General features: G+C 36.0%; 22 protein-coding genes. 16 read left to right on the top strand and 6 right to left on the bottom strand.

Going from position 1 to position 21,721, the window contains the following annotated elements; all coding sequences use genetic code 11:
* Positions 1 to 51: 51 nt before the first annotated feature.
* On the top strand, positions 52 to 1,395 hold the full coding sequence (locus ACXAGS_RS12550) for an MFS transporter (protein ID WP_474907160.1): 1,344 nt from the start codon (positions 52 to 54) through the stop codon (positions 1,393 to 1,395).
* Positions 1,396 to 1,424: 29 nt separating this feature from the next.
* Here ACXAGS_RS12550 and ACXAGS_RS12545 read toward each other — a convergent pair whose 3' ends face one another.
* Genes ACXAGS_RS12545 through ACXAGS_RS12530 form a run of 4 tightly spaced genes read right to left on the bottom strand, consistent with a single transcriptional unit; the run spans position 1,425 to position 4,373 of the window.
* Positions 1,425 to 2,150 (bottom strand): head GIN domain-containing protein, encoded by a 726-nt coding sequence (locus ACXAGS_RS12545; RefSeq protein ID WP_474907159.1) that lies wholly within the window; start codon positions 2,148 to 2,150, stop codon positions 1,425 to 1,427.
* A gap of 24 nt (positions 2,151 to 2,174) precedes the next feature.
* Positions 2,175 to 3,275: a DUF4097 family beta strand repeat-containing protein gene (locus tag ACXAGS_RS12540; RefSeq protein ID WP_474907158.1), complete on the bottom strand. Its 1,101-nt coding sequence runs from the start codon at positions 3,273 to 3,275 to the stop codon at positions 2,175 to 2,177.
* Positions 3,253 to 3,813, bottom strand: coding sequence for a hypothetical protein (locus tag ACXAGS_RS12535; protein ID WP_474907157.1), 561 nt, complete (start codon positions 3,811 to 3,813; stop codon positions 3,253 to 3,255). The genes ACXAGS_RS12540 and ACXAGS_RS12535 overlap by 23 nt, the downstream gene beginning before the upstream one ends.
* A 2-nt stretch (positions 3,814 to 3,815) precedes the next feature.
* Positions 3,816 to 4,373 carry an RNA polymerase sigma factor gene (locus ACXAGS_RS12530; protein WP_474907156.1) on the bottom strand — a complete coding sequence of 186 codons (558 nt, stop codon included), beginning with the start codon at positions 4,371 to 4,373 and terminating at the stop codon, positions 3,816 to 3,818.
* A gap of 220 nt (positions 4,374 to 4,593) precedes the next feature.
* Here ACXAGS_RS12530 and lon point away from each other — a divergent pair, with 220 nt between their 5' ends.
* The gene (gene lon, locus ACXAGS_RS12525; RefSeq protein ID WP_474907155.1) at positions 4,594 to 7,044 is read left to right on the top strand and encodes an endopeptidase La; all 2,451 of its coding nucleotides are present in this window, start codon (positions 4,594 to 4,596) and stop codon (positions 7,042 to 7,044) included.
* Between the two features lie 21 nt (positions 7,045 to 7,065).
* On the top strand, positions 7,066 to 7,755 hold the full coding sequence (gene cmk / locus ACXAGS_RS12520; RefSeq protein ID WP_474907153.1) for a (d)CMP kinase: 690 nt from the start codon (positions 7,066 to 7,068) through the stop codon (positions 7,753 to 7,755).
* A gap of 48 nt (positions 7,756 to 7,803) precedes the next feature.
* Here the strand turns inward: cmk and ACXAGS_RS12515 are convergent, their stop codons facing one another.
* Positions 7,804 to 8,184: a LysM peptidoglycan-binding domain-containing protein gene (locus ACXAGS_RS12515; RefSeq protein ID WP_474907152.1), complete on the bottom strand. Its 381-nt coding sequence runs from the start codon at positions 8,182 to 8,184 to the stop codon at positions 7,804 to 7,806.
* Between the two features lie 255 nt (positions 8,185 to 8,439).
* On the opposite strand from ACXAGS_RS12515, the gene rpsA reads away from it, so the two are divergent.
* From rpsA to ACXAGS_RS12470, 9 genes are all read left to right on the top strand, one after another.
* Positions 8,440 to 10,263, top strand: coding sequence for a 30S ribosomal protein S1 (rpsA, locus tag ACXAGS_RS12510; protein ID WP_474907151.1), 1,824 nt, complete (start codon positions 8,440 to 8,442; stop codon positions 10,261 to 10,263).
* Positions 10,264 to 10,377: 114 nt separating this feature from the next.
* Positions 10,378 to 10,920, top strand: coding sequence for a bifunctional pyr operon transcriptional regulator/uracil phosphoribosyltransferase PyrR (pyrR, locus tag ACXAGS_RS12505; protein ID WP_010519741.1), 543 nt, complete (start codon positions 10,378 to 10,380; stop codon positions 10,918 to 10,920).
* Positions 10,917 to 11,843, top strand: a complete 927-nt coding sequence (locus ACXAGS_RS12500) for an aspartate carbamoyltransferase catalytic subunit (RefSeq protein WP_474907148.1) — start codon at positions 10,917 to 10,919, stop codon at positions 11,841 to 11,843. The genes pyrR and ACXAGS_RS12500 overlap by 4 nt, the downstream gene beginning before the upstream one ends.
* A 2-nt stretch (positions 11,844 to 11,845) precedes the next feature.
* On the top strand, positions 11,846 to 12,178 hold the full coding sequence (locus ACXAGS_RS12495; RefSeq protein WP_474907146.1) for a ribonuclease Z: 333 nt from the start codon (positions 11,846 to 11,848) through the stop codon (positions 12,176 to 12,178).
* A complete protein-coding gene (locus ACXAGS_RS12490) occupies positions 12,175 to 13,080 on the top strand; it encodes a ribonuclease Z (RefSeq protein WP_474907145.1) in 906 nt (301 codons plus the stop codon). The genes ACXAGS_RS12495 and ACXAGS_RS12490 overlap by 4 nt, the downstream gene beginning before the upstream one ends.
* 42 nt (positions 13,081 to 13,122) lie before the next feature.
* Complete coding sequence (pdxH, locus tag ACXAGS_RS12485; RefSeq protein ID WP_474907144.1) at positions 13,123 to 13,770, top strand: pyridoxamine 5'-phosphate oxidase; 648 nt, start codon at positions 13,123 to 13,125, stop codon at positions 13,768 to 13,770.
* A gap of 10 nt (positions 13,771 to 13,780) precedes the next feature.
* Positions 13,781 to 14,266 (top strand): SixA phosphatase family protein, encoded by a 486-nt coding sequence (locus ACXAGS_RS12480; protein WP_474907142.1) that lies wholly within the window; start codon positions 13,781 to 13,783, stop codon positions 14,264 to 14,266.
* Positions 14,267 to 16,351 carry a polyphosphate kinase 1 gene (ppk1, locus tag ACXAGS_RS12475; RefSeq protein ID WP_474907140.1) on the top strand — a complete coding sequence of 695 codons (2,085 nt, stop codon included), beginning with the start codon at positions 14,267 to 14,269 and terminating at the stop codon, positions 16,349 to 16,351.
* Positions 16,352 to 17,254, top strand: coding sequence for a Ppx/GppA phosphatase family protein (locus tag ACXAGS_RS12470; RefSeq protein ID WP_474907138.1), 903 nt, complete (start codon positions 16,352 to 16,354; stop codon positions 17,252 to 17,254).
* On the opposite strand, the gene ACXAGS_RS12465 is transcribed toward ACXAGS_RS12470, so the two are convergent.
* The gene (locus ACXAGS_RS12465; RefSeq protein WP_474907136.1) at positions 17,241 to 17,822 is read right to left on the bottom strand and encodes a MiaE family protein; all 582 of its coding nucleotides are present in this window, start codon (positions 17,820 to 17,822) and stop codon (positions 17,241 to 17,243) included. The two genes, ACXAGS_RS12470 and ACXAGS_RS12465, sit on opposite strands and share 14 nt — an antisense overlap.
* Positions 17,823 to 17,915: 93 nt before the next feature.
* Here ACXAGS_RS12465 and ACXAGS_RS12460 point away from each other — a divergent pair, with 93 nt between their 5' ends.
* Genes ACXAGS_RS12460 through ACXAGS_RS12445 form a run of 4 tightly spaced genes read left to right on the top strand, consistent with a single transcriptional unit; the run spans position 17,916 to position 21,715 of the window.
* Positions 17,916 to 18,746, top strand: coding sequence for an EboA domain-containing protein (locus ACXAGS_RS12460; protein WP_474907135.1), 831 nt, complete (start codon positions 17,916 to 17,918; stop codon positions 18,744 to 18,746).
* A 1-nt stretch (position 18,747) separates the two neighbouring features.
* A complete protein-coding gene (locus ACXAGS_RS12455; protein ID WP_474907134.1) occupies positions 18,748 to 19,659 on the top strand; it encodes a TatD family hydrolase in 912 nt (303 codons plus the stop codon).
* Entirely contained in the window at positions 19,659 to 20,561 is a 903-nt protein-coding gene (gene eboC, locus ACXAGS_RS12450) for a UbiA-like protein EboC (RefSeq protein WP_474907133.1), read from the top strand. The genes ACXAGS_RS12455 and eboC overlap by 1 nt, the downstream gene beginning before the upstream one ends.
* 2 nt (positions 20,562 to 20,563) lie before the next feature.
* On the top strand, positions 20,564 to 21,715 hold the full coding sequence (locus ACXAGS_RS12445) for a 3-dehydroquinate synthase (RefSeq protein WP_474907132.1): 1,152 nt from the start codon (positions 20,564 to 20,566) through the stop codon (positions 21,713 to 21,715).
* The last annotated feature ends 6 nt before the right edge of the window (positions 21,716 to 21,721 follow it).

Genomic DNA, 21,721 nt, shown 5'->3' with positions numbered 1-21,721 from the left:
CAATTCTTTATATTGAAAGCTGCTTTTGAAGCAGCTTTTATTTTTTATACCATGACTGAAGTTTTAGCATTAAAAGGAGAAAAAAAATTACTAAACGCATGGGCCTTTTATGATTGGGCCAATTCCGTTTACAGTTTAGTAATTTCATCCGCTATATTTCCAATTTTTTACGGTGCACTTTTTAGAGTTGCAGAAATTGAGAAAGTAGCCGTTTTTGGATATGAAATAGCAAGAGCTCCCCTAATTAGTTATGTTACATCTGCCGCATTTGTTTTTATAGCTATAGTTACGCCACTGGTTTCTGGTATTGCAGACTATTTAGGGAACAAAAAATTATTCTTAAAATTCTTTTGCTATTTAGGTGCGCTTTCATGTGCTGGTCTGTATTGGTTTTCTTTAGAGAATATTTATTTTGGGTTGGTTTGTTATTTTTTTGGTTTGGTAGGTTTTTGGGTAAGTTTTGCCATTAACAATTCCTATTTGCCAGATATAGCTTTTCCAGAGCAGCAAGATCGTATAAGTGCAAAAGGTTTTTCCTTGGGCTATATTGGTAGTGTTATTCTATTGTTGTTTAACCTTGCCATGGTTATGAAGCCAGAAGTGTTTGGTATTACAGACAGTTCTGCTACTGGTGGTGATGTAGCTGAGGTTAAGGCCATGAAGTATTCTTTTGTAACTGTAGGTTTTTGGTGGGCCTTGTTTAGCCAATATACATTTAAACACCTACCCAATGGTTTTAAAAAGGAGGGTGAGCGAAAAAATGTAATCTTAAATGGTTTTTTAGAATTAAAAGGTGTTTGGGGGCAATTAACAGAAATGCCCAGCCTTAAACGATACTTAGGTGCTTTCTTTGTTTATAGTATGGCGGTGCAGACCGTAATGCTTATTGCAACTTATTTTGGAGAGGAAGAAATACAGTGGGGTACGGATAGTGAACGAACCACAGGTTTAATTATCAGTATTTTGGTGATTCAAATTGTAGCGGTTTTGGGTGCTTCTGTTACTGCTTGGTGTTCTAAGCAGTTTGGAAATATTAAAACTTTAGTAACAATTAATATATTTTGGCTGGGTCTATGTGTTTATGCATTCTTCTTGATAACTCCAATGGATTTTTATATTGCAGCAGGTCTCGTTGGTCTGGTTATGGGCGGTATACAAGCATTATCTAGATCTACGTATTCAAAATTTTTGCCAGACACTACGGATACTACCTCTTTCTTTAGTTTTTATGACGTAGCGGAAAAAATAGGAATCGTAATTGGTACGTTGCTATACGGTTTGGTTGCACAGATTACTGGTAGCATGCGTAATGCTATTATCTTTTTAGGGGTATTCTTTTTGGTAGGTGCTTTTTTATTAACCAGAGTAGAAAAAAAGCCCCAATCCAGAGATTAGGGCTTCGTTTTTTGATTGGTATATTTTTTCTAGTATTTGGAAACGTCTCCGGAGCCAGAGCTTTTTGTTCTTACCCTAGAAGGGTTACCTTTGTAGGTAATATCTCCACTACCAGATACTCTAGCCTCTATGGCGTTATTTGCGGTCACTTTTATGTCCGCTGAGCCAGAAACGGTAGCTTCCACATTATCTGCTTCTAGCTCATAGGCAGAAATATCTCCGGAACCTGATACCGTGACGTCAAAATTAGTGGTGTTTCCTGCAAATTTTAAATCGCCCGATCCAGATAATCTTACTTCTAGATTTTTGGCTTGTACCTCCAGGGCGCAATCTCCGGACCCAGACATACTAATATCAAGATTATCGCTATCTAAAACCACGGAGCTACTAATGTCTCCAGAACCAGACATGCTCAATTCACTAATTTCTTCTACTGGTATTGTAATAGAAATTCCGTTTCTCCAGTTAGATGATTTAAGGTTTACCCCTTTTTCAACTTTTACCACCAATTTATCGTTCTCAACTTCAGTAATAATATATTCTAGTAGGTTTTCCTCTCCTTTAAGGGTTATGTTTCCTTCTTTACCTTTTACCAATTCAACATCAAACCATCCGGCAACACTAACTCCATCATAATCTCCCGTATTCCGTTCTATGGTTACTACATTTCCGTTTCCTTTTATGCGTTTGCCCCATTGCGCGTAGGATGAAGCGGTAAAAATTAGGATTAAACTAAGGGTAAAAAGGTTTTTCATGATTGTTCGTTTTTATATTTAGATTTAATTTTTAGATAGACTTACGCCACCGTATTCACTGTTAATAATTACATTGTTTTTTGCAGAACTGCTGCCATAATAACCTTTGTAATATTTATCACTGGATTTTTCTTGGCTTATATTAATTTCTAAATCTTCTTTGCCACTTACACCGGCATATTCTGTTGTTATTTCAAATTTGAAATGGTAGTCCGCATCGTAGCCCAGCTTAACACCGGTATAATCCGTTCTTATGGATACATTGCCCGCATCCGAGGTTAAATTTGCAATTTTTATAGATCCATAATCCGCAACTAGATCTACGTTACCAGACACATTACCTAGCTTAACACTTATGTAGTCGCCATTGCCGTTTACATTTTTTACATTTTCTGCCGTAATGGATCCGTAATCACTGGAATAGTCTAGATTACCCATGTTCTGTATGGTTGCATTAGTGTAGTCTGCCCTTACTACTAAGTTACCTGCTTTTTCTATGGTAAACCCAGAGTAATCTGCAATAATTTCTGCGCTGTTAATATATTCAAAGCTAGATTTGCTGGTGTAATCAAATCTTAGTTCGTTATTTCTGCCCCTAAGTTCACCAATTTCCATTTTACCGTAATCACAACTTATTTTTGCATGGCCGTCTATTCTATCTAAGTAAATATTACCATAATCGTTACTTAAATTAACACTGTTCTTGGTGGGTAGTTTAATGGTATAATTTACCTGCACGTTTACACTTTTTTTGTTGCCCCAGCTCCAGCTCCATCCACTATTTCTTTCTCCAAAGCGGGTTATGGCAGAAACCAAACTTGCCGTGTTTTCAAAATCTACGTCTATCTCGGCTAATCTTTCCTTTACTCGTTCTTCATTGTTACCATTGGTTTTTACATGAACTTCTATAAGCACTTTGTTCTGGTCCCAAGAAGAGATATTTAAGTTACCATAGCTGTTTTTTACCTTAAAAAGGGCATCTGCATTTACCGCAAACTCTTTTTTAATGGTTTTTTCCTTGGTGTACTTGCCGCCCCACCTAGCGTTTATACTATTGGCATTTACTGCAAAAGGCAATGCCAGTAGAATTAGTAAACACGTTTTAAATAGTAATGTTCGCATCATTTATTTCGTTTAAATTTTTAATATCTTCAATAGTGGTCAATACTTCTTTGACCAGGGTAATTCTTGTTTCAAAATTGATGATCATAGCGTTTAATATTAGTTTACTATTACCACCATTTACCAATTCTTGTTCTAATTTTTTATAATCTTTTTCTAGCTTTTGTAGCTGCCCCAAGGTGTCATCTACAAGTTGTTCGGTTGCAGGTGTGCGCTCAGCTTCTAAAAGGTTGATCTGTTCTTCTACCAAGCTGGTAAAATAAAATTCAGTATTAGAGGCCTCCGGAGCAATTTCTACTACCTGTTCTTTAATACTTTGCGTGGGCATTAAAATTTGTTTGCTCAAAACAAATACCAATGCTAAAGAAGCAGCAATGCTTAAGGGCATCCAAATGTTAAATCTTTTCTTGGTTTGTTTAACAACTGTTGTAGGTTGTTGTAATTTTTCCAAAAATCTTGCTTGATGCCCATTGTTGGGTTCTTCAAAATCAAATTGGTTATGTAATTTTTTAAACAGTTCTTCAATAGGCTCCTTTTCCATAACTACACATTTACTGTTAATTTTTTTCTTAGACTTTCTTTTGCCCTGCTAATTGTTGTTCTACAATTGGCATAACTTATATCCATAATCTCACAGATTTCGTCATAATCATACCCTTCTATTAAATGTAGGGTCAAAGACACTCTGTAATTATCTTTTAGATTTTTCATGGTTTCCATCACCTTTTGAGCCTTCAGTTCTGTATACCCACTAGTATCTGTTGTAACTACTTCGTCATCTTCAACCCTGTACATAACTTCTTCTAGGTCTACCGTGCCGGTTTTCTGATTTTTTCTGTAGTGATAAATACTATTGTTTATAACAATTCTTTTTAACCAAGCCCCAAAAGCGACGTCTCCTTTAAAGGTGCTTAATTTGGTAAAGGCACTTAAAAAAGAATCTTGCATAATATCTTCTGCTAGTGCAGTATGCTTTACAATTCTAAGTGATGCATTGTACATAGCTTTGTAATATTTATTGTAAATAGCTAGCTGTGCACGTTGGCTCCCTTCTAAACATTGTTTTAGCAACAATTCTGTATTTTCACTTTGTTGGCTCAAAAGGTGATTGGTTTGGTATAAAGATGGCCCATTTTTACTTCTGTTACACTTTTCTTTTATTTTTTTATAATTACATGGCACAAGAATTGTTTTTAAGCCAATACATAATTTTAGTGAAGCACGCTAAATTGTTGTTCTACAAGAGGTTTTGTCCATATTAAGGGTGTTTGTAGTGGAAAAGAACAATTTTTTAGGGTGACAGAATGACCGATATAATACTATGGGAAGAATAAAATTTACAGATTTTGACAATATGTCTCTTCAAGGTTTAGATCAAGATGCGGAGTTAATTCCGTTATTGACACCCGAAGATGAAGAGCAAATGAATAACGAGAGTCTTCCGGAGACCTTACCAATTTTACCTTTACGTAATACAGTGTTGTTTCCAGGAGTGGTAATCCCCATTACAGCTGGTAGGGATAAATCTATACAATTAATAAAAGATGCCAATAACGGCTCTAAGGTTATTGGAGTGGTAAGTCAGAAAGATGAAAGTGTAGAAAATCCAAAGGTAAAAGATATTAATACGGTGGGTACGGTTGCACGTATTCTACGTGTTTTGCAAATGCCAGACGGTAACACAACCATTATTATACAAGGTAAAAAACGTTTTGAACTAGCAGAGGTTATTACGGAAGAACCTTACATGACCGCTACGGTTAGAGAGGCGATAGAAAAAAGACCTGAAAACGATGACAAGGAATTCTTGGCTATTATAGATTCTATAAAAGACTTGGCATTTAAGATTATAAAGGACAATCCAAATATTCCTAGTGAAGCAAATTTTGCAATTAAGAATATTCAAAGTAACTCCTTCCTTATCAATTTTGTTTCTTCCAATCTTAACCTTGAGGTCAAGGAAAAACAGAATTTGCTAGAAATACCAGATTTGCAAGAACGTGCATTGGCTACCTTAAAATACATGAACCTGGAGCTTCAAAAATTGGAGTTGAAAAACGATATACAGTCCAAGGTAAGGAGTGATATGGACCAGCAACAACGTGAGTATTTCTTACACCAACAAATGAAGACTATTCAAGAAGAGTTGGGTGGTATTTCTTATGAAGAAGAGGTGGATGAAATGCGTAAAAAAGCCAAGGACAAGAAATGGGGAAAGAAGGTTAAAGAGCATTTTGAGAAGGAATTGGCTAAAATGCAGCGTATGAATCCACAAGTAGCGGAATACAGCATACAGCGTAATTACTTGGATTTATTTTTGGACTTACCTTGGAATGAGTTCTCAAAAGATAAGTTTGATCTAAAAAGAGCACAGAAAATATTGGACCGTGATCACTACGGTTTAGAAGACGTTAAAAAGCGAATTATCGAATATTTGGCAGTGTTAAAACTGCGTAACGATATGAAATCGCCCATTCTTTGTTTATACGGACCTCCTGGCGTTGGTAAAACCTCTTTGGGTAAATCTGTGGCAGAAGCTTTGGGCAGGGAGTATGTTAGAATTTCGTTAGGTGGTTTGCGAGACGAAGCAGAAATTCGTGGTCACCGTAAAACGTATATTGGTGCTATGCCTGGTAGAATAATACAAAGCTTAAAAAAAGCAGGCACCTCTAATCCTGTTTTTATTTTAGATGAAATAGATAAACTGAGCAATAGCCACCAAGGAGACCCATCTTCTGCTATGTTAGAAGTATTAGATCCGGAGCAAAATGGGGAGTTTTATGACAACTTTTTAGAAATGGGGTATGACCTTTCTAAGGTTATGTTTATTGCTACCGCCAACAATTTAAGTACCATACAACCCGCATTAAGGGATAGAATGGAAATTATAAATGTTACCGGTTATACTATTGAAGAAAAGGTAGAAATAGCCAAAAAACATTTGTTGCCCAAGCAACTTAAAGAGCATGGTTTAACCGAAAAAGATTTAAAAATAGGTAAGCCACAGTTAGAAAAGATAGTTGAAGGTTACACTAGAGAGTCTGGTGTGCGTACCTTGGAAAAGCAATTGGCAAAAATGGTGCGTTATGCGGCTAAAAATATTGCTACGGATGAAGCATATGAGATTAAGGTAAGCAATGAAATAGTTGAGAAAGTTTTAGGTCCTGCAAGGTTGGAGCGAGATAAGTATGAGAATAATGACGTTGCCGGTGTGGTAACCGGACTGGCTTGGACAAGTGTTGGTGGTGATATCTTATTTATTGAGTCTATACTCTCTAAAGGTAAGGGTGCCTTGAACATTACAGGTAACCTTGGTAAGGTTATGAAAGAGTCTGCAACTATTGCCATGGAATATATTAAAAGTAACGCGGCTGAGTTTGGCATTGAACCTACCGTGTTTGAAAAGTACAACGTACATATTCATGTTCCAGAAGGGGCTACACCAAAAGATGGTCCAAGTGCAGGTATTACCATGTTAACTTCTTTGGTATCCTTATTTACCCAACGCAAGGTTAAGAAAAGTATAGCAATGACGGGTGAGATAACGTTAAGAGGAAAGGTATTGCCAGTTGGTGGTATAAAGGAGAAGATTTTAGCGGCCAAGCGAGCCAGAATCAAAGAAATTATTCTGTGTGAAGAGAACCGTAGGGACATTCAAGAAATAAAAGCAGAATACCTAAAGGGGCTTACTTTTCACTATGTAACAGATATGAGCGATGTAATTAAATTGGCCATAACCAAACAAAAAGTAAAGAACGCTAAGGAGCTGTAATTCTTTCAGTATTTTTAGAACATGAAGAACATCACCATTGCAATTGATGGCTTTTCCAGTACAGGAAAAAGTACGGTTGCCAAAAAATTGGCAAAAGCCCTAGGGTATATTTATGTAGATACTGGGGCCATGTATAGGGCGGTAACCTTGTTTGCCTTGGAAAATAATTTTTTCAAAGCGGATGTATTGGATAAATCAGCTTTAATCAATTCGTTAGTAGCAATACAATTGCAATTTAAGTTTAACGAAGAAACCCAACAGTCCGATATTCATTTAAACGGAAAAAATGTAGAGAAGGAAATTAGGACCTTAAGGGTTTCTAAAAAGGTGAGTCCAGTAGCAACCGTGCCAGAGGTAAGGGAAAAATTGGTAGCCATGCAACAGCAAATGGGTAAGGATAAAGGTGTGGTGATGGATGGCCGTGATATTGGAACAGTTGTTTTTCCAGATGCGGAATTAAAGTTGTTTATGACGGCTTCTTCAGAGAAAAGGGCTTCTAGAAGGTATAAAGAGTTATTGGATAGGGGCGATGTAGTTACCTATGAGGAAGTTTTAAAAAACGTGGAAGAAAGAGACCGGATAGATTCTACCAGGGAAACCTCGCCATTAAGGCAGGCAGAAGACGCAGTTCCTTTTGACAATTCTGACATGGGATTAGAAGAACAATTTGAGCGCATTTACCAATTTGCTTTGCGGATAATAAACCAATAAAAAAAGCACCTTTTAAGGTGCTTTTTTTAGTTCTATGTTTAATCTTAATTATAGATTAGGTATAACTAATTCCTGATCCGGATGAATCACGTCTGGATTCTTTAAAATACCTGTATTAGCTTCAAAAATTTGCTTGTATTTCATTGGATCGCCATAGTAGTGCTTAGCAATTAAGCTTAAAGACTCTCCGCTTTTTACTGTGTGTCTGTGGTAAACAGAAGTATCGGCAACTGTAATATTTGCTTTTAAATCGCTAGGGCTATCACCACCAATTTCTTTGATTTTATCCCAAATCAAGTTTTTTTCATATTGTGTAGCAGCTTCGCCTTTTATTTTTAGAACACCAGCTTCTTCTGTTACGTTACCGTCTTTAATGGCTAATTTTTCTCCTAAATCTAAAACAGGTTGGTATTTTGCTTTTACGCTCATAATAAGTAATATTTTAATGGTTATAATTAGGAAACAAGTTAGCGATAAAAGTCACATTAAAGCTTAAATTATCTTTAATAAATCAAAATTGAGGGCAATACAAGAATAAGCCTTTGTAAAACAAGGAATTAATTGTATTTTTGCACACCTTTTTGACGATAGGCAGGAGAAAAAAGGATTCAATTTTATTTTAAACAACTTCTACGGTCAACGTTAACTCCTGTAAATCCGTAGGATACAAATTTTAATCAGCGCATGGCTGAAGAGCAAAAAGCAGCTGAGGTTGTAGAAGAAACCAAAGCACAAGAAACGTCTCCAAAACAAGACCCAAAAGAATTTTTGGACAATTTTGATTGGGACAAGTACGAAGAGGGTATTGAAAAAGTAGACGACAGCAAACTTAACGAGTTTGAAAAGTTAGTTGAGGAAAACTTTGTAGATACTGCAGATGAAGAGGTTGTAGAAGGTACCGTTGTTCACATGACGGACAGGGAAGCAATCATTGACATCAATGCTAAATCTGAAGGTGTTATCTCTTTAAATGAATTCAGGTACAATCCAGACCTAAAAGTAGGTGATAAGGTTGAAGTATTGATAGACATCCGTGAGGACAAAACAGGACAGTTAGTATTATCTCATAGAAAAGCTAGAACTATCATGGCTTGGGATCGTGTTAACGCGGCCCATGATAAAGAAGAAATCGTACAAGGATTCGTTAAGTGTCGTACTAAAGGTGGTATGATCGTAGACGTATTTGGTATTGAAGCATTCTTGCCAGGTTCTCAAATAGATGTTAAGCCAATCCGTGATTACGATCAGTATGTTGGTAAAACTATGGAATTCAAGGTGGTAAAAATTAACCATGAGTTTAAAAACGTAGTTGTATCCCACAAAGCGCTTATCGAGGCGGATATTGAAGAGCAGAAGAAAGAAATTATTGGCCAATTAGAAAAAGGTCAAGTATTAGAAGGTGTGGTTAAGAACATTACTTCTTACGGTGTATTCATCGATTTAGGAGGTGTAGATGGTCTTGTACACATTACAGACCTTTCTTGGAGCCGTATAAACCACCCGAACGAGGTAGTAGAATTGGATCAGAAATTAAACGTTGTTATCCTTGATTTTGATGATAACAAATCTAGAATCCAATTAGGTCTTAAGCAATTAGAGAAGCACCCATGGGATGCTCTAGGAGACAACATCCAAGTTGGTGAAAAAGTTAAAGGTAAGGTAGTTGTAATTGCTGATTACGGTGCATTTATCGAGGTTGCAGAAGGTGTAGAAGGTCTTATTCACGTATCAGAAATGTCTTGGTCTACCCACTTACGTTCCGCTCAGGATTTCGTAAAAGTTGGAGACGAGGTAGAAGCTGTAGTATTGACTTTGGATAGAGAAGAGAGAAAAATGAGCTTAGGTATTAAGCAATTGACTCCAGATCCATGGACAGATATTACATCCAAATATCCTGTAGGTTCTAGACACAAAGGTATTGTACGTAACTTTACCAACTTTGGTGTATTTGTAGAAATGGAAGAAGGTATTGATGGTCTTATCTACATCTCTGACCTTTCTTGGACAAAGAAAATCAAGCACCCATCAGAATTCGTTAATGTAGGAGATGAGTTAGAGGTAGAAGTACTAGAACTAGATGTTGACGGTAGAAAATTAAGCCTTGGTCACAAGCAAACTACTGAAAACCCTTGGGACAAGTATGCTGCTGAGTTTGGAGAAGGTTCTGTGCACAAAGCAACGGTTACCGATATTGTAGACAAAGGAGCTACTATCGTATTAAACGACGATATTACTGCATTTGTTCCTTCTAGACACATGGAAAAAGAAGATGGTAGCAAAATTAAAAAAGGAGAAGAGGTAGAATTCAAGGTAATTGAGTTCAACAAGGACTTCAAAAGAGTTGTAGCTAGCCACACTGCTATTTTCCGTGAGCAAGAGGAAACCAACATTAAAGCGGCTAAGCGTAAAGCAGCTGCTTCTGCAGAAGAGAACGCAACTACTTTAGGAGATGCTAATTCTGCATTACAAGCATTAAAAGATAAAATGGAAGCAGACGCTAAGAAGTAAGCTTTTAAAATCTTTAAATATTTGGAAACCCCGGACTTTAGTTCGGGGTTTTTTGTTGCCGTTTCGTTAGCAAGAAATGTTTACTTTTGTAGGCAAGCGCTAGAAAAATAGCCAATGAGTCAAAAAATTCTGCTTTCCGCAAAAGAAATAAACATCATTTTACATCGTTTGGCCTGCCAATTATTGGAGAATCATTTAGATTTTTCCAATACGGTACTCATAGGTATTCAACCAAGAGGAACCTTCTTGGCAGAGCGGTTAAGACAAATATTGTCTGAAAAATACAAGGTAAAAGATGTAAAAATGGGCTTTTTAGATATTACATTTTATAGGGATGATTTTAGAAGGGGGGAAAAAATATTAGAAGCCAATTCTACCAAAATAAACTTTTTAGTAGAAGATAAGAACGTTGTTTTTATTGATGATGTCCTGTATACCGGTAGAAGTATTCGTTCTGCTCTAACTGCTGTCCAATCTTTTGGTAGGCCAAAACAGATTGAGTTATTGACCTTGATAGATAGAAGGTTTAGCAGGCATTTACCTATACAACCCAACTATAGGGGCAGACAGGTAGATGCTATTAATAATGAAAAGGTAAAGGTAATGTGGAAAGAGAATGATGGGGAAGATGCCGTTTATTTAGTAGAAAAAGTATGAGCGAGTTAAGTGTAAACCATCTATTGGGCATAAAATATCTTAAAAAGAAAGATATAGACCTGATTTTTGAAACTGCAGATCATTTTAAAGAGGTCATAAATCGTTCTATAAAAAAGGTGCCAACCCTAAGGGATATTACCATTGCCAATATTTTCTTTGAAAATAGTACGCGTACCAAACTATCTTTTGAGCTGGCAGAAAAAAGATTATCTGCAGATGTTATTAATTTCTCAGCCTCCCAATCCTCAGTAAAAAAAGGAGAAACCCTAATAGATACGGTAAACAATATCTTAAGCATGAAGGTAGATATGGTAGTAATGCGCCATCCTAACCCAGGTGCTGGTATATTTTTGTCTAAAAATGTAAAAGCTGCCATAGTAAATGCGGGTGATGGTGCACATGAGCATCCTACGCAAGCCTTGTTAGACTCCTATTCTATTAGGGAGCGTTTAGGGGATGTTGGTGGTAAAAAAGTTGTAATTGTTGGGGATATATTACATTCCCGTGTAGCTTTATCCAATATATTCGCTTTACAATTACAAGGAGCAGAAGTAAAGGTGTGTGGGCCTAAAACCTTAATACCAAAACATATAGAATCTTTAGGGGTATCTGTAGAAACCAATTTAGAAAAGGCGTTGCAGTGGTGCGATGTAGCCAATATGTTACGCATACAAAACGAACGTTTGGATATTAGCTATTTTCCTTCAACAAGGGAATATACCCAGCAATTTGGCTTAAATAAAGCCATGTTAGAACGTCTGGATAAGGAGATTGTAGTAATGCATCCTGGCCCAATTAATAGAGGGGTAGAAATAACATCGGATGTCGCAGATTCAGGACAATCTATTATCTTAGACCAAGTAGAAAACGGTGTGGCCGTAAGGATGGCGGTAATCTATCTTTTGGCCTCAAAAATTAAGTAAATATGATTTTTGATAAAGAAGGTAACACAACCATAGTATTTCAAGAAGATATTTCGTTAGCTGGTTTTTTGAGCAATTTAAACCAGGCATACGATAAAATAAAGCACGATCATTTAATCATCAACCTATTTTCATTTAGCAAATTATCTGCAAATGAAGTATTGGAATTTTTGGATTTATCTAATACCCATAAGGCTAAGAAAAAGTCTTTTGTCTTAGTAAGTAATGCTATTTCTTTTGAAGAAATACCAGACGAGCTGACCTTGGTACCTACCGTACAAGAAGCAAAAGACGTTATCGAAATGGAAGAAATAGAACGCGATTTGGATTTATGAAACTAACCATTTTAGGTTGTTATTCTGCCACTCCGCGTACTCTAAATAACCCAACCGCACAAGTATTGGAAATAAAAAACCATCTTTTTCTAATAGACTGTGGAGAAGGTACCCAAGTACAGTTGCGTAAAAGCAAGTTAAAATTCTCCAGAATAAAGCACATCTTTATATCTCATTTACATGGAGACCATTTCTTTGGTTTACCAGGTTTGGTTTCTACTTTTAGGTTGTTGGGTAGGGAAAAAGAATTACATATTTATGGACCAAAAGGTATTAAAGAAGCTATAACCTTACTTTTAAAGTTGGGCGATTCTTGGACCAATTACCCATTATATTTTCATGAATTGGAAGGCAAGGAGTCTCGAATGATATATGAGGACGACAAAGTAAAAGTTACCACTATTCCGCTAAATCATAGAATTTATACAAACGGTTTTTTATTTCAAGAAAAGGAAGGTGCTAGAACTTTAAATGTAGAAGCTGCTAAGGCATGGGAAGTAGACAAAAGTCAGTTCAATAACATTAAAGCGGGTAAACACGTAGTTTTAGAAGATGGTACAATTGTAGACAATAAAGAATTAACTTTTGACCCACCAAAACCTAAAAGCTATGCTTTTTGTAGTGATACCATGTATAAAGTAGATATTGTTCCTTTAATTAAAAAGGCAGATTTACTTTACCATGAGGCTACTTTTCTAGAAAGTGAACAAGAATTAGCCGTCAAAACCAAACATTCTACGGCCAAAGAAGCCGCAGAAATCGCTAAACAAGCACAAGTTGGTAAATTAATTTTAGGACATTACTCTACTCGTTACAAATCTCTAGAAGTATTTAAAGAAGAAGCTCAAACCGTTTTTACTGCTGTAGATTTGGCAGAAGATGGTAAATCTTTTGTAGTGTAGTATTTGCTTTTAATTCTGCTGTAATTTCATCAAATTTGTGTTATGCAGAAAGATTTAAGCAACTACCGTAAATCCTACCAAAAAAGTGAATTATTAGAAGAAGCCATTTCAGATAATCCTATGGAGGTTTTTCAAAAATGGTTTTATGAGGTTGAAGCCGCAGAGGGCGTAGATGAGCCCAATGCCATGACCGTAAGTACTATTGGTTTGGATGGTTATCCAAAAAGTAGGGTGGTACTAATGAAAAAATTTACTTTTGAAGGCTTTATTTTTTACACCAACTACCTAAGCGAAAAAGGGAAAGCTATTGCCAACAACCCCAACGTTTGCTTATCTTTTTTCTGGCCCAACCTAGAAAGACAAGTATTAATAAAAGGTAAGGCAGAAAAATTGGCAACAAATCTTTCAGACGGTTATTTTGAATCCAGACCAAGAGGTAGTCAGTTAGGAGCGGTGGTATCTGAACAAAGTGAGCCAATAAAATCCAGGCAAGTACTAGAAGATAGACTCATAGCCTTAGAAAAGGAATTGGAAAATAAAGAGATAGGTCGTCCTGATCATTGGGGTGGCTATCTAGTACGCCCTGTTTCCATTGAATTCTGGCAAGGCAGACCAAATAGATTACACGATCGCATTCGTTTTGTGCTAAAAGAAAATTTAGATTGGAAAATAGAACGTTTGCAACCTTAAAGCTGCTTATATGAAAACCGTTATTTTTATTAGACATGGCAAATCATCGTGGGATTTGGATGTAAGTGATAGGGATAGGCCACTAAAGGAACGAGGAATTAATGATGCCTATTTGGTAGGTGAATATTTGTATGCAATTGATAAAAAAATAACGGCTGCATACGGTAGTCCTGCCAACAGAGCCCTACACACCGCGCTAATTGTTTTAAAAACAATAAGGTTTAATTTGCAAAATTTTAGGGTATCTAATGATTTATATGACTTTTCAGGAGAAAGCGTAATGCAGTTTCTAAAGAATTTAGAAAATAAACATGATTGTGTTATTGTCTTTGGTCATAACCATGCCTTTACAGAATTGGTAAACAAATTGGGAAATAAATATGTTGATAATTTACCAACTGCCGGTATGGCTATACTAAATTTTGACATAGAAAACTGGACCAATATAACTAAAGGAAAAACAGAAAAACTTATCTTTCCAAAAGAATTAAGATAAATGGCAAAACCTAAAAACGATTACATAAATAGAGAAATTAGTTGGTTGCATTTTAATGACCGTGTACTGCAAGAAAGTGCAGATAAAGATGTACCATTAATTGAGCGCTTACGTTTCTTAGGTATTTTTAGTAACAATTTAGACGAGTTTTTTAAGGTACGTTATGCCACGGTAAAACGTATTGTTGATGCTGGTAAAAGCGGAAAAAGTGTTCTTGGAGGCGAGAAGGCGAAGGACCTTTTGGAAGAGATTACGCGCATTGTTATTAAACAACAAAGTAAGAGTTTAGAAATCCTGAATAAAATTCAGCGAGAGCTGGCCACGGAAAATATTTTCATGATTAATGAAACCCAGGTTTCAGAATCGCAAGCACCGTTTATCAAGGATTACTTTTTAAAGAAAGTAAATCCAGAGCTTACTACAATAATCTTAAACAACCTTAGGGAATTTCCACTTTTAAAAGATACTGCCGCGTATTTGGCGGTACGTATGGTATTAGAAGATGAGGTAGGTACGTTTCTACGTAAACGTAATGAAGTTCAGTATGCTTTGATAGAGATTCCCAAAGGCATAGACCGTTTTGTGGAATTACCAGAAGAAGATGGTAAGAATTACATTATTATGCTAGATGATGTAATACGCTATTGCCTAAATAGCATATTTACCATGTTTGAATATAAGGAGATTTCTGCACACATGATAAAGATTACCAGGGATGCAGAATTAGATATAGATAATGATTTAAGTAAGAGCTTTATTCAAAAGATATCCTCTAGTGTAGAGCATCGTAAAATTAGCGACCCTGTACGTTTTGTTTACGATAAAAAAATCAAAATAGATACGCTACGTTTTTTGAAGGAAAAAATGGAGATTGAAGAAACCGATAGTGTAATTCCTGGTGGTAGATACCATAACCGTAGGGATTATATGGGGTTTCCAAGTTTGGGAAGAGCAGACTTATTGTACGATAAGATAAAGCCTCTACCTATTAAAGGACTCAGTTTAGAGGGAAGTATTTTTGAGAAAATTGCGCAAAAAGACTATTTGCAATATGCACCTTACCACACTTTTGGCTATCTAATAAAGTTTTTGAAAGAAGCGGCCTTGGATCCATATGTAAAATCCATTAAAATTACAATTTACCGTTTAGCATCGGATTCTCAGGTGGCGGCGGCACTTATTAATGCTGTTAAAAATGGTAAAGATGTTACGGTTCAAATTGAATTACAGGCAAGATTTGATGAGCGTAATAACATAGAGTATGCCAGTAAGCTACAAGAAGAGGGTATTAAATTAATTTTTGGGGTACCTGGTCTAAAAGTGCATTCCAAAATTTGCTTGGTAGAGCGTTTAGAAGGAGATAAGATAAAACACTATGGATTTATCAGTACGGGTAATTTTAATGAAAAAACGGCCCGTATTTATACTGATTATACCTTGTTTACAGCTCATGAGGAAATTTTAAGAGAAATTGATAAGGTGTTTGGTTTCTTTGAAACTACTTACAAAATAAATAAGTATAAACACCTGATTGTTTCTCCACATTATACAAAGAGTAGGTTTTCTAAGTTAATAGATGTGGAGATAGCTAACGCCAAAGCAGGTAAAGAGGCTTACATACGCATAAAGATGAACAGCTTTACCTCTTATAAAATGGTAGATAAGTTGTACGAAGCCAGTAGGGCAGGGGTAAAAGTGCAATTGATTATTCGTGGAATTTGTTGTCTTATTCCTGGAGTAGAAGGAATGAGCGAGAATATAGAAGCCATAAGTGTGGTGGATAAATTTTTAGAACATCCTAGGTTGTTCATTTTTGGAAATAATGGTGACCCAAAAATTTATATTTCCTCAGCAGATTGGATGACAAGAAATATAGATTATCGCGTAGAAGTAGGTTGCCCTATTTATGATGAAGATATTAAACAAGAATTGATAGATACGTTCGAGATTTCTTGGAAAGATAATATTAAGGCAAGGGAGTTTACGGCAAAACAAGATAATGCTTACCGGGATGATGATAAACCTAAAGTGCGTTCACAATTTGCCACGTACGATTACTATCAAAAGCGAATAGAGAACGAATAGATGGCCATTAATATTCGCAAATTTGCTGCTATTGATATTGGTTCCAATGCGGTTCGTTTTTTGGTGCATAATGTTATTGAAAGAAAAGGACAGCCTGTAAAATTCAAGAAAAGTGAGCTTGTTCGGGTGCCGATTCGTCTAGGAGAAGATGCTTTTATACTAGGTGAAATTTCTGAGAAAAATCAAAATAGGATGCTAAAAGCTATGAAATCCTTTAAATTGTTAATGGATGTTTATGGTGTAGAAGCATATTGGGCTTGTGCTACTTCTGCTATGCGAGAAGCAAATAATGGTCAAGAATTAGTAAGTAAAATTGCAGCAGAAGCTAATATAGATGTAGATATTATAGATGGTAAAGTAGAAGCCAAAATAATAGCTAGTACAGATTTAAAAGAATTGCTGCAAAACGGAAAAACGTATTTGTACGTTGATGTTGGTGGTGGTAGTACCGAATTTACCATTTTTAATGGTAACGAAGTAAAAGGCTCAAAATCATTTAAAATTGGAACCGTTAGATTGCTAAACCAACAAGTAAAAGAATCTGTTTGGGACGCTATAAAATTATGGATTAAAGACCATTTAAAGGATGCAGATAATGTAGAAATAATTGGGTCTGGAGGTAATATTAACAAGTTACATAAAATGTCTGGCCGTAAAATAGGGCAGCCTTTATCTTACATATGGCTCAATGCACAATATCACTTTTTAGATGCTATGTCTTATGAGGATCGTGTTGCTGAGTTAGGATTAAATCAAGATAGGGCAGATGTAATTGTCCCGGCTACCAAAATTTTCCTTAATACTGCAAAATGGTCAAAAGCAAAAAAGATACACGTTCCAAAGATTGGTTTGTCAGACGGTATGATAAAGACCTTATATCATAAGGTAACTACCCATGCATAGTTTCTTTTTTACCTAGTTTTTTCATGATTTCGGCTTCGTATTCTAATAAATCCTGCCATTTTTTATCTACAATTTCTTTTTCGCCATATTTTCTGGCAAACTTTAAAAACATAGTATAGTGGTTTGCTTCGCTTACCATTAATTTTCTGTAGAATTCACGAAGGTCGGCATCGTTTATATTTTCAGATAGTAATCTAAACCGTTCACAGCTGCGTGCTTCAATCATTGCCGCATAAAGTAGTTTGTGTACTAAATGAGTTGTTTTACTTCCGCCCTTAGGAAAAAACTTCATCAATTCAATTACATATTCATCCTTGCGTTCTCTGCCTAAATTTAAATTACGTTCTAAAATTTTTTCGTGAACCATATTAAAATGGCCCATTTCTTCCCTAGATAAAGCAATCATTTCTTTTACCAAATCAGACTTATCTGGAAATCCTATAATTAAAGAAATTGCCATGCTCGCTGCTTTTTGTTCACAGTACGCATGGTCTGTTAAGATTTCTTCTATATTTTTTTCTACAATATTTACCCAACGCGGATCTGTTGGCAGTTTAAGTCCTAACATGATTTCGAAAATTTGTAGCAAAGATAAATTTAACCAAGTAAATATGTATTTATAGACTGTTATATTTGTAAGACCAACAGATTCTAACCTTTTATGAGTTTATCCGCTAACAAATATCTAGAGGATATTTTATTGAGTAACGGAACAGAAAAGCAGCTTTCTTGGTTGCGGCAAGAAATCGATACTATTCTTAATACTAAATCAAAGCAAAAACTATATATAACTTATAGTCTATGCGCTATGCATTTTAATGAGAATATAAGGTTTGATTTGGAATTTGACCAACAACAATTATACGTTAATACCACGCTGTTAGAAGCCGCTCGGTTGTACTTATTGCAAACAATATTACTAAAAGAGCCAACTTTTGTAAAAGCAGTGCAGCAACTTATACAAGTTGCAGATAAAACGGAGTTGGAAGCTTTTTTAAAACACTTGTACTTATTGCCTAATGCTGTAGATTATAAGTTTGCGGGCGTGGAAGCCTTAAGAACCAACATTGCAACTGTTTTTAATGCAATATCTCAACAGAATCCTTATCCTGGGGCTTATTTTAACGATGCGGAGTGGAACCAAATGTATCTAAAAGCTGCCTTTATGCAGCAAGATTTGACTAAAATTCTTGATGTAGATAAAAGAGCAAATAAGGATTTAACCCGGATAATTTTAGATTATGCACATGAACGTTGGGCGGCAGGCCGTACTATTGATCCTTTATTCTGGAGGCCTGTCTCCAAATTTGTAGATGATCATGTTTTAAAAGACTTGGAAAGACTTTTTTCTAGTACAAATATTAGAGAAAGAAAGGCGGCGACTTTGGTATGCCAAAGGGCAACAGATGAAAGTGCCAAAAAGCTGTTAAAAGAAAACAATGAATTTCAGGAAGATGCCATAAGCGGTAAATTAACCTGGCAAAATATTTAAGATGGAAGAAGAAAAATTAATGATTATTGATCCCCATGTACACATGACATCTAGGACCACGGATGATTATGAAGCCATGGCTGCAGCTGGAGTAGTTGCGGTTATAGAACCTTCTTTCTGGTTGGGGCAGCCCAGAACCCAAGTTGGGTCTTTTCAAGATTATTTTAGTAGTCTAGTAGGGTGGGAACCTTTTAGGGCATCTCAATTTGGGATTAAGCATTACTGTACTATAGGCTTAAATTCTAAAGAAGCCAATAATATTCCTTTGGCGGAAGAAGTAATGGACTTATTGCCATTATATCTACATAAAGATAATGTTGTTGGAATAGGTGAAATTGGATATGATGACCAAACACCGGCAGAAGACCGTTTTTTTAGAGAGCAGTTAGAACTTGCCAAGACGTTTAACATGATGGTTCAAGTACATACCCCGCACAGAGATAAGAAAGCGGGTACCTTAAAAAGTATGGAGGTTTGTCTGGAACATGGTCTAGATCCAGGTATGGTAGTGATTGATCATAACAACGAAGAAACCGTTAAATCGGTTTTGGATAAAGGTTTTATAGCAGCTTTTACCATTTATCCTAAAACCAAGATGGGTAATCAACGTATGGTAGAAGTAGTGCGTAAATTTGGAAGTACTAATATTATTGTTGATAGTTCTGCCGATTGGGGAGTTAGTGATCCTTTAGCGGTACCTAAAACAGCAAACTTAATGCTGCAAAACGGTATTGGTCGCGAAGATGTGGTCAAAACTTGTTACCAGAATGCGCTTGACTTCTTTGGTCGTTCTGGGAAAATGAAACCAGAACATTGGTTAAGTCCCGAGGCTATTGATCAGCGAAAATTGTATAATGACAATAGTGTATTAAGGGGCCAAGAGCCAAAGGTTGAAAATAATAAAATAATTTAATGGGTACCGATTTAAAGGCCTATTTACAATTATGTAGGCCAGCAAATTTGCCTACGGCAGCAGCAGACGTTTTAGCAGGGTTAGCCATTTCTGGATTGTTTGGAAGTTTGGATTATTTTGAATTTCCAAGTTTATTAAATTTTAATCTTATTTTACTGGTTTTTGCTTCGGTATTCTTATATGCTGGGGGGGTAGTATTAAATGATGTTTATGATTTTGAATTGGATAAAAAAGAAAGGCCGGAAAGACCAATACCTAGCGGACGAGTTGCTTACAAAAATGCCTTAGTTTTTGGTTATGCCCTGCTCATAATTGGTATTATTTGTGCCTTTATGGTAAAATTAGAATGTGGCGTGGTATCCATGGCACTGGCAACGGCTATATTGTCTTATGATAGAGTGGCTAAACACCATTCATTTTTAGGCCCTTTGAATATGGGTATTTGTAGGGGGCTTAATTTATTTATGGGAATAATCTATGTTAATCAATTAGATAATTGGTTGTATGCGTTAATCCCCGTTGTTTTTATCTTTGCGGTTACATTGATTAGTAGAGGGGAAGTACATGGCAAGAACAAACGTAACATTGTTTTTGCCGGTCTGTTATACACTTTGGTAATAGTTGCTATAATTGTATTAAATCAGTTTTATAGTTTAAACGAAGGTATATCTTATTTGTTTTTTATTGTTCTTTTCGCATTTATTGTGTTTTTACCTTTAATTAGGGCATACACCAACAATACGCCTCAGAATATCAAAAAGTCGGTTAAAGCAGGTGTATTATCAATTGTGCTATTAGATGCGGCTATGGCAGTAGGTTTTACCAGTATAGTGTACGGCATTGCCATAGTATTGCTTTTACCACTATCTATCCTATTGGCTAAAAAATTTGCTGTTACTTAACTATGGATTTTAATAAACTTACAACCATTAAACAAGCTTTTCAGGTAAATTACCAGTATGAGTTGCATTTTACATCTTCGGTATTTCAATCGGATAATCCTTTGTTTTGTACAATAATTCAAAATTATGCTCCAAATCGGCCTATCAAATGTCTATTTGTTATCGATGATAAGGTTAGCCGATTTCACCCAAAATTGGTTAGTCAGATTAAAGCTTATTGTAAAGAAAATCCAAATCAGTTACAATTTACAACCGCTATGGTGGTTCCCGGTGGGGAGATTGCCAAAAAAGAACCAAAACACACCCAAACTATTTTAGCGGCAATTAACGATTTTGCAATTTGTAGACATTCTTTTGTAGTGGCAATTGGCGGTGGCGCTCTAATAGATATGGTAGGTTACGCTGCTACAATTGCACATAGGGGTGTTAAATTAATACGCATACCTACTACTGTATTGGCACAGAACGATGCCGCTGTAGGTGTAAAAAATAGTATTAACGCCTTTGGAAAAAAGAATTTTTTGGGAACCTTTTCTTTGCCCTATGCCATTATTAACGATTTGGATTTTCTAAAAACACTAGAACAGCGAGATTGGATTTCTGGCATAGCAGAGGCAATTAAGGTTGCATTAATTAAAGACAAAACATTTTTTGAATCCATAGCGAATTCCGCAGAGCAATTGGCAACTAGAAAATTAGAACCCATGGCGGAATTGATACATACATGTGCGGCATTGCACATGGAGCATATATCAAAAGGAGGGGATCCATTTGAAAGTGGTTCTTCACGCCCGTTGGATTTTGGGCACTGGGCGGCACATAAACTTGAGTACATGACCAATTACCACTTGCGCCATGGTGAAGCGGTGGCAATTGGTATGGCTATAGATGTTACATATGCCCATTTCCTTGGACTGCTCTCTAAAGCTGAAAAGGAACAGATTATACAAGTTTTGGAAAGAATAGGTTTTGACTTAAGAATACCAATTGAGCAGGCTCAAATTAAAGAGTTATTAAAAGGGATTGAAGAATTTAGAGAGCATTTAGGTGGCGAATTGACCATTACTTTAATCAATGCTATTGGAACCAAAGTGGATGTGCATCAAATAGATTATCCGGTAATGGAGAAAGCAATTGCCGCCTTCATTAATTAAGAACTA

It is taken from the genome of Croceivirga sp. ABH4_376, assembly GCF_056160685.1.
Note: the sequence above shows the minus strand (reverse complement) of the source record. Positions and strands in the feature narration are given on the sequence as shown.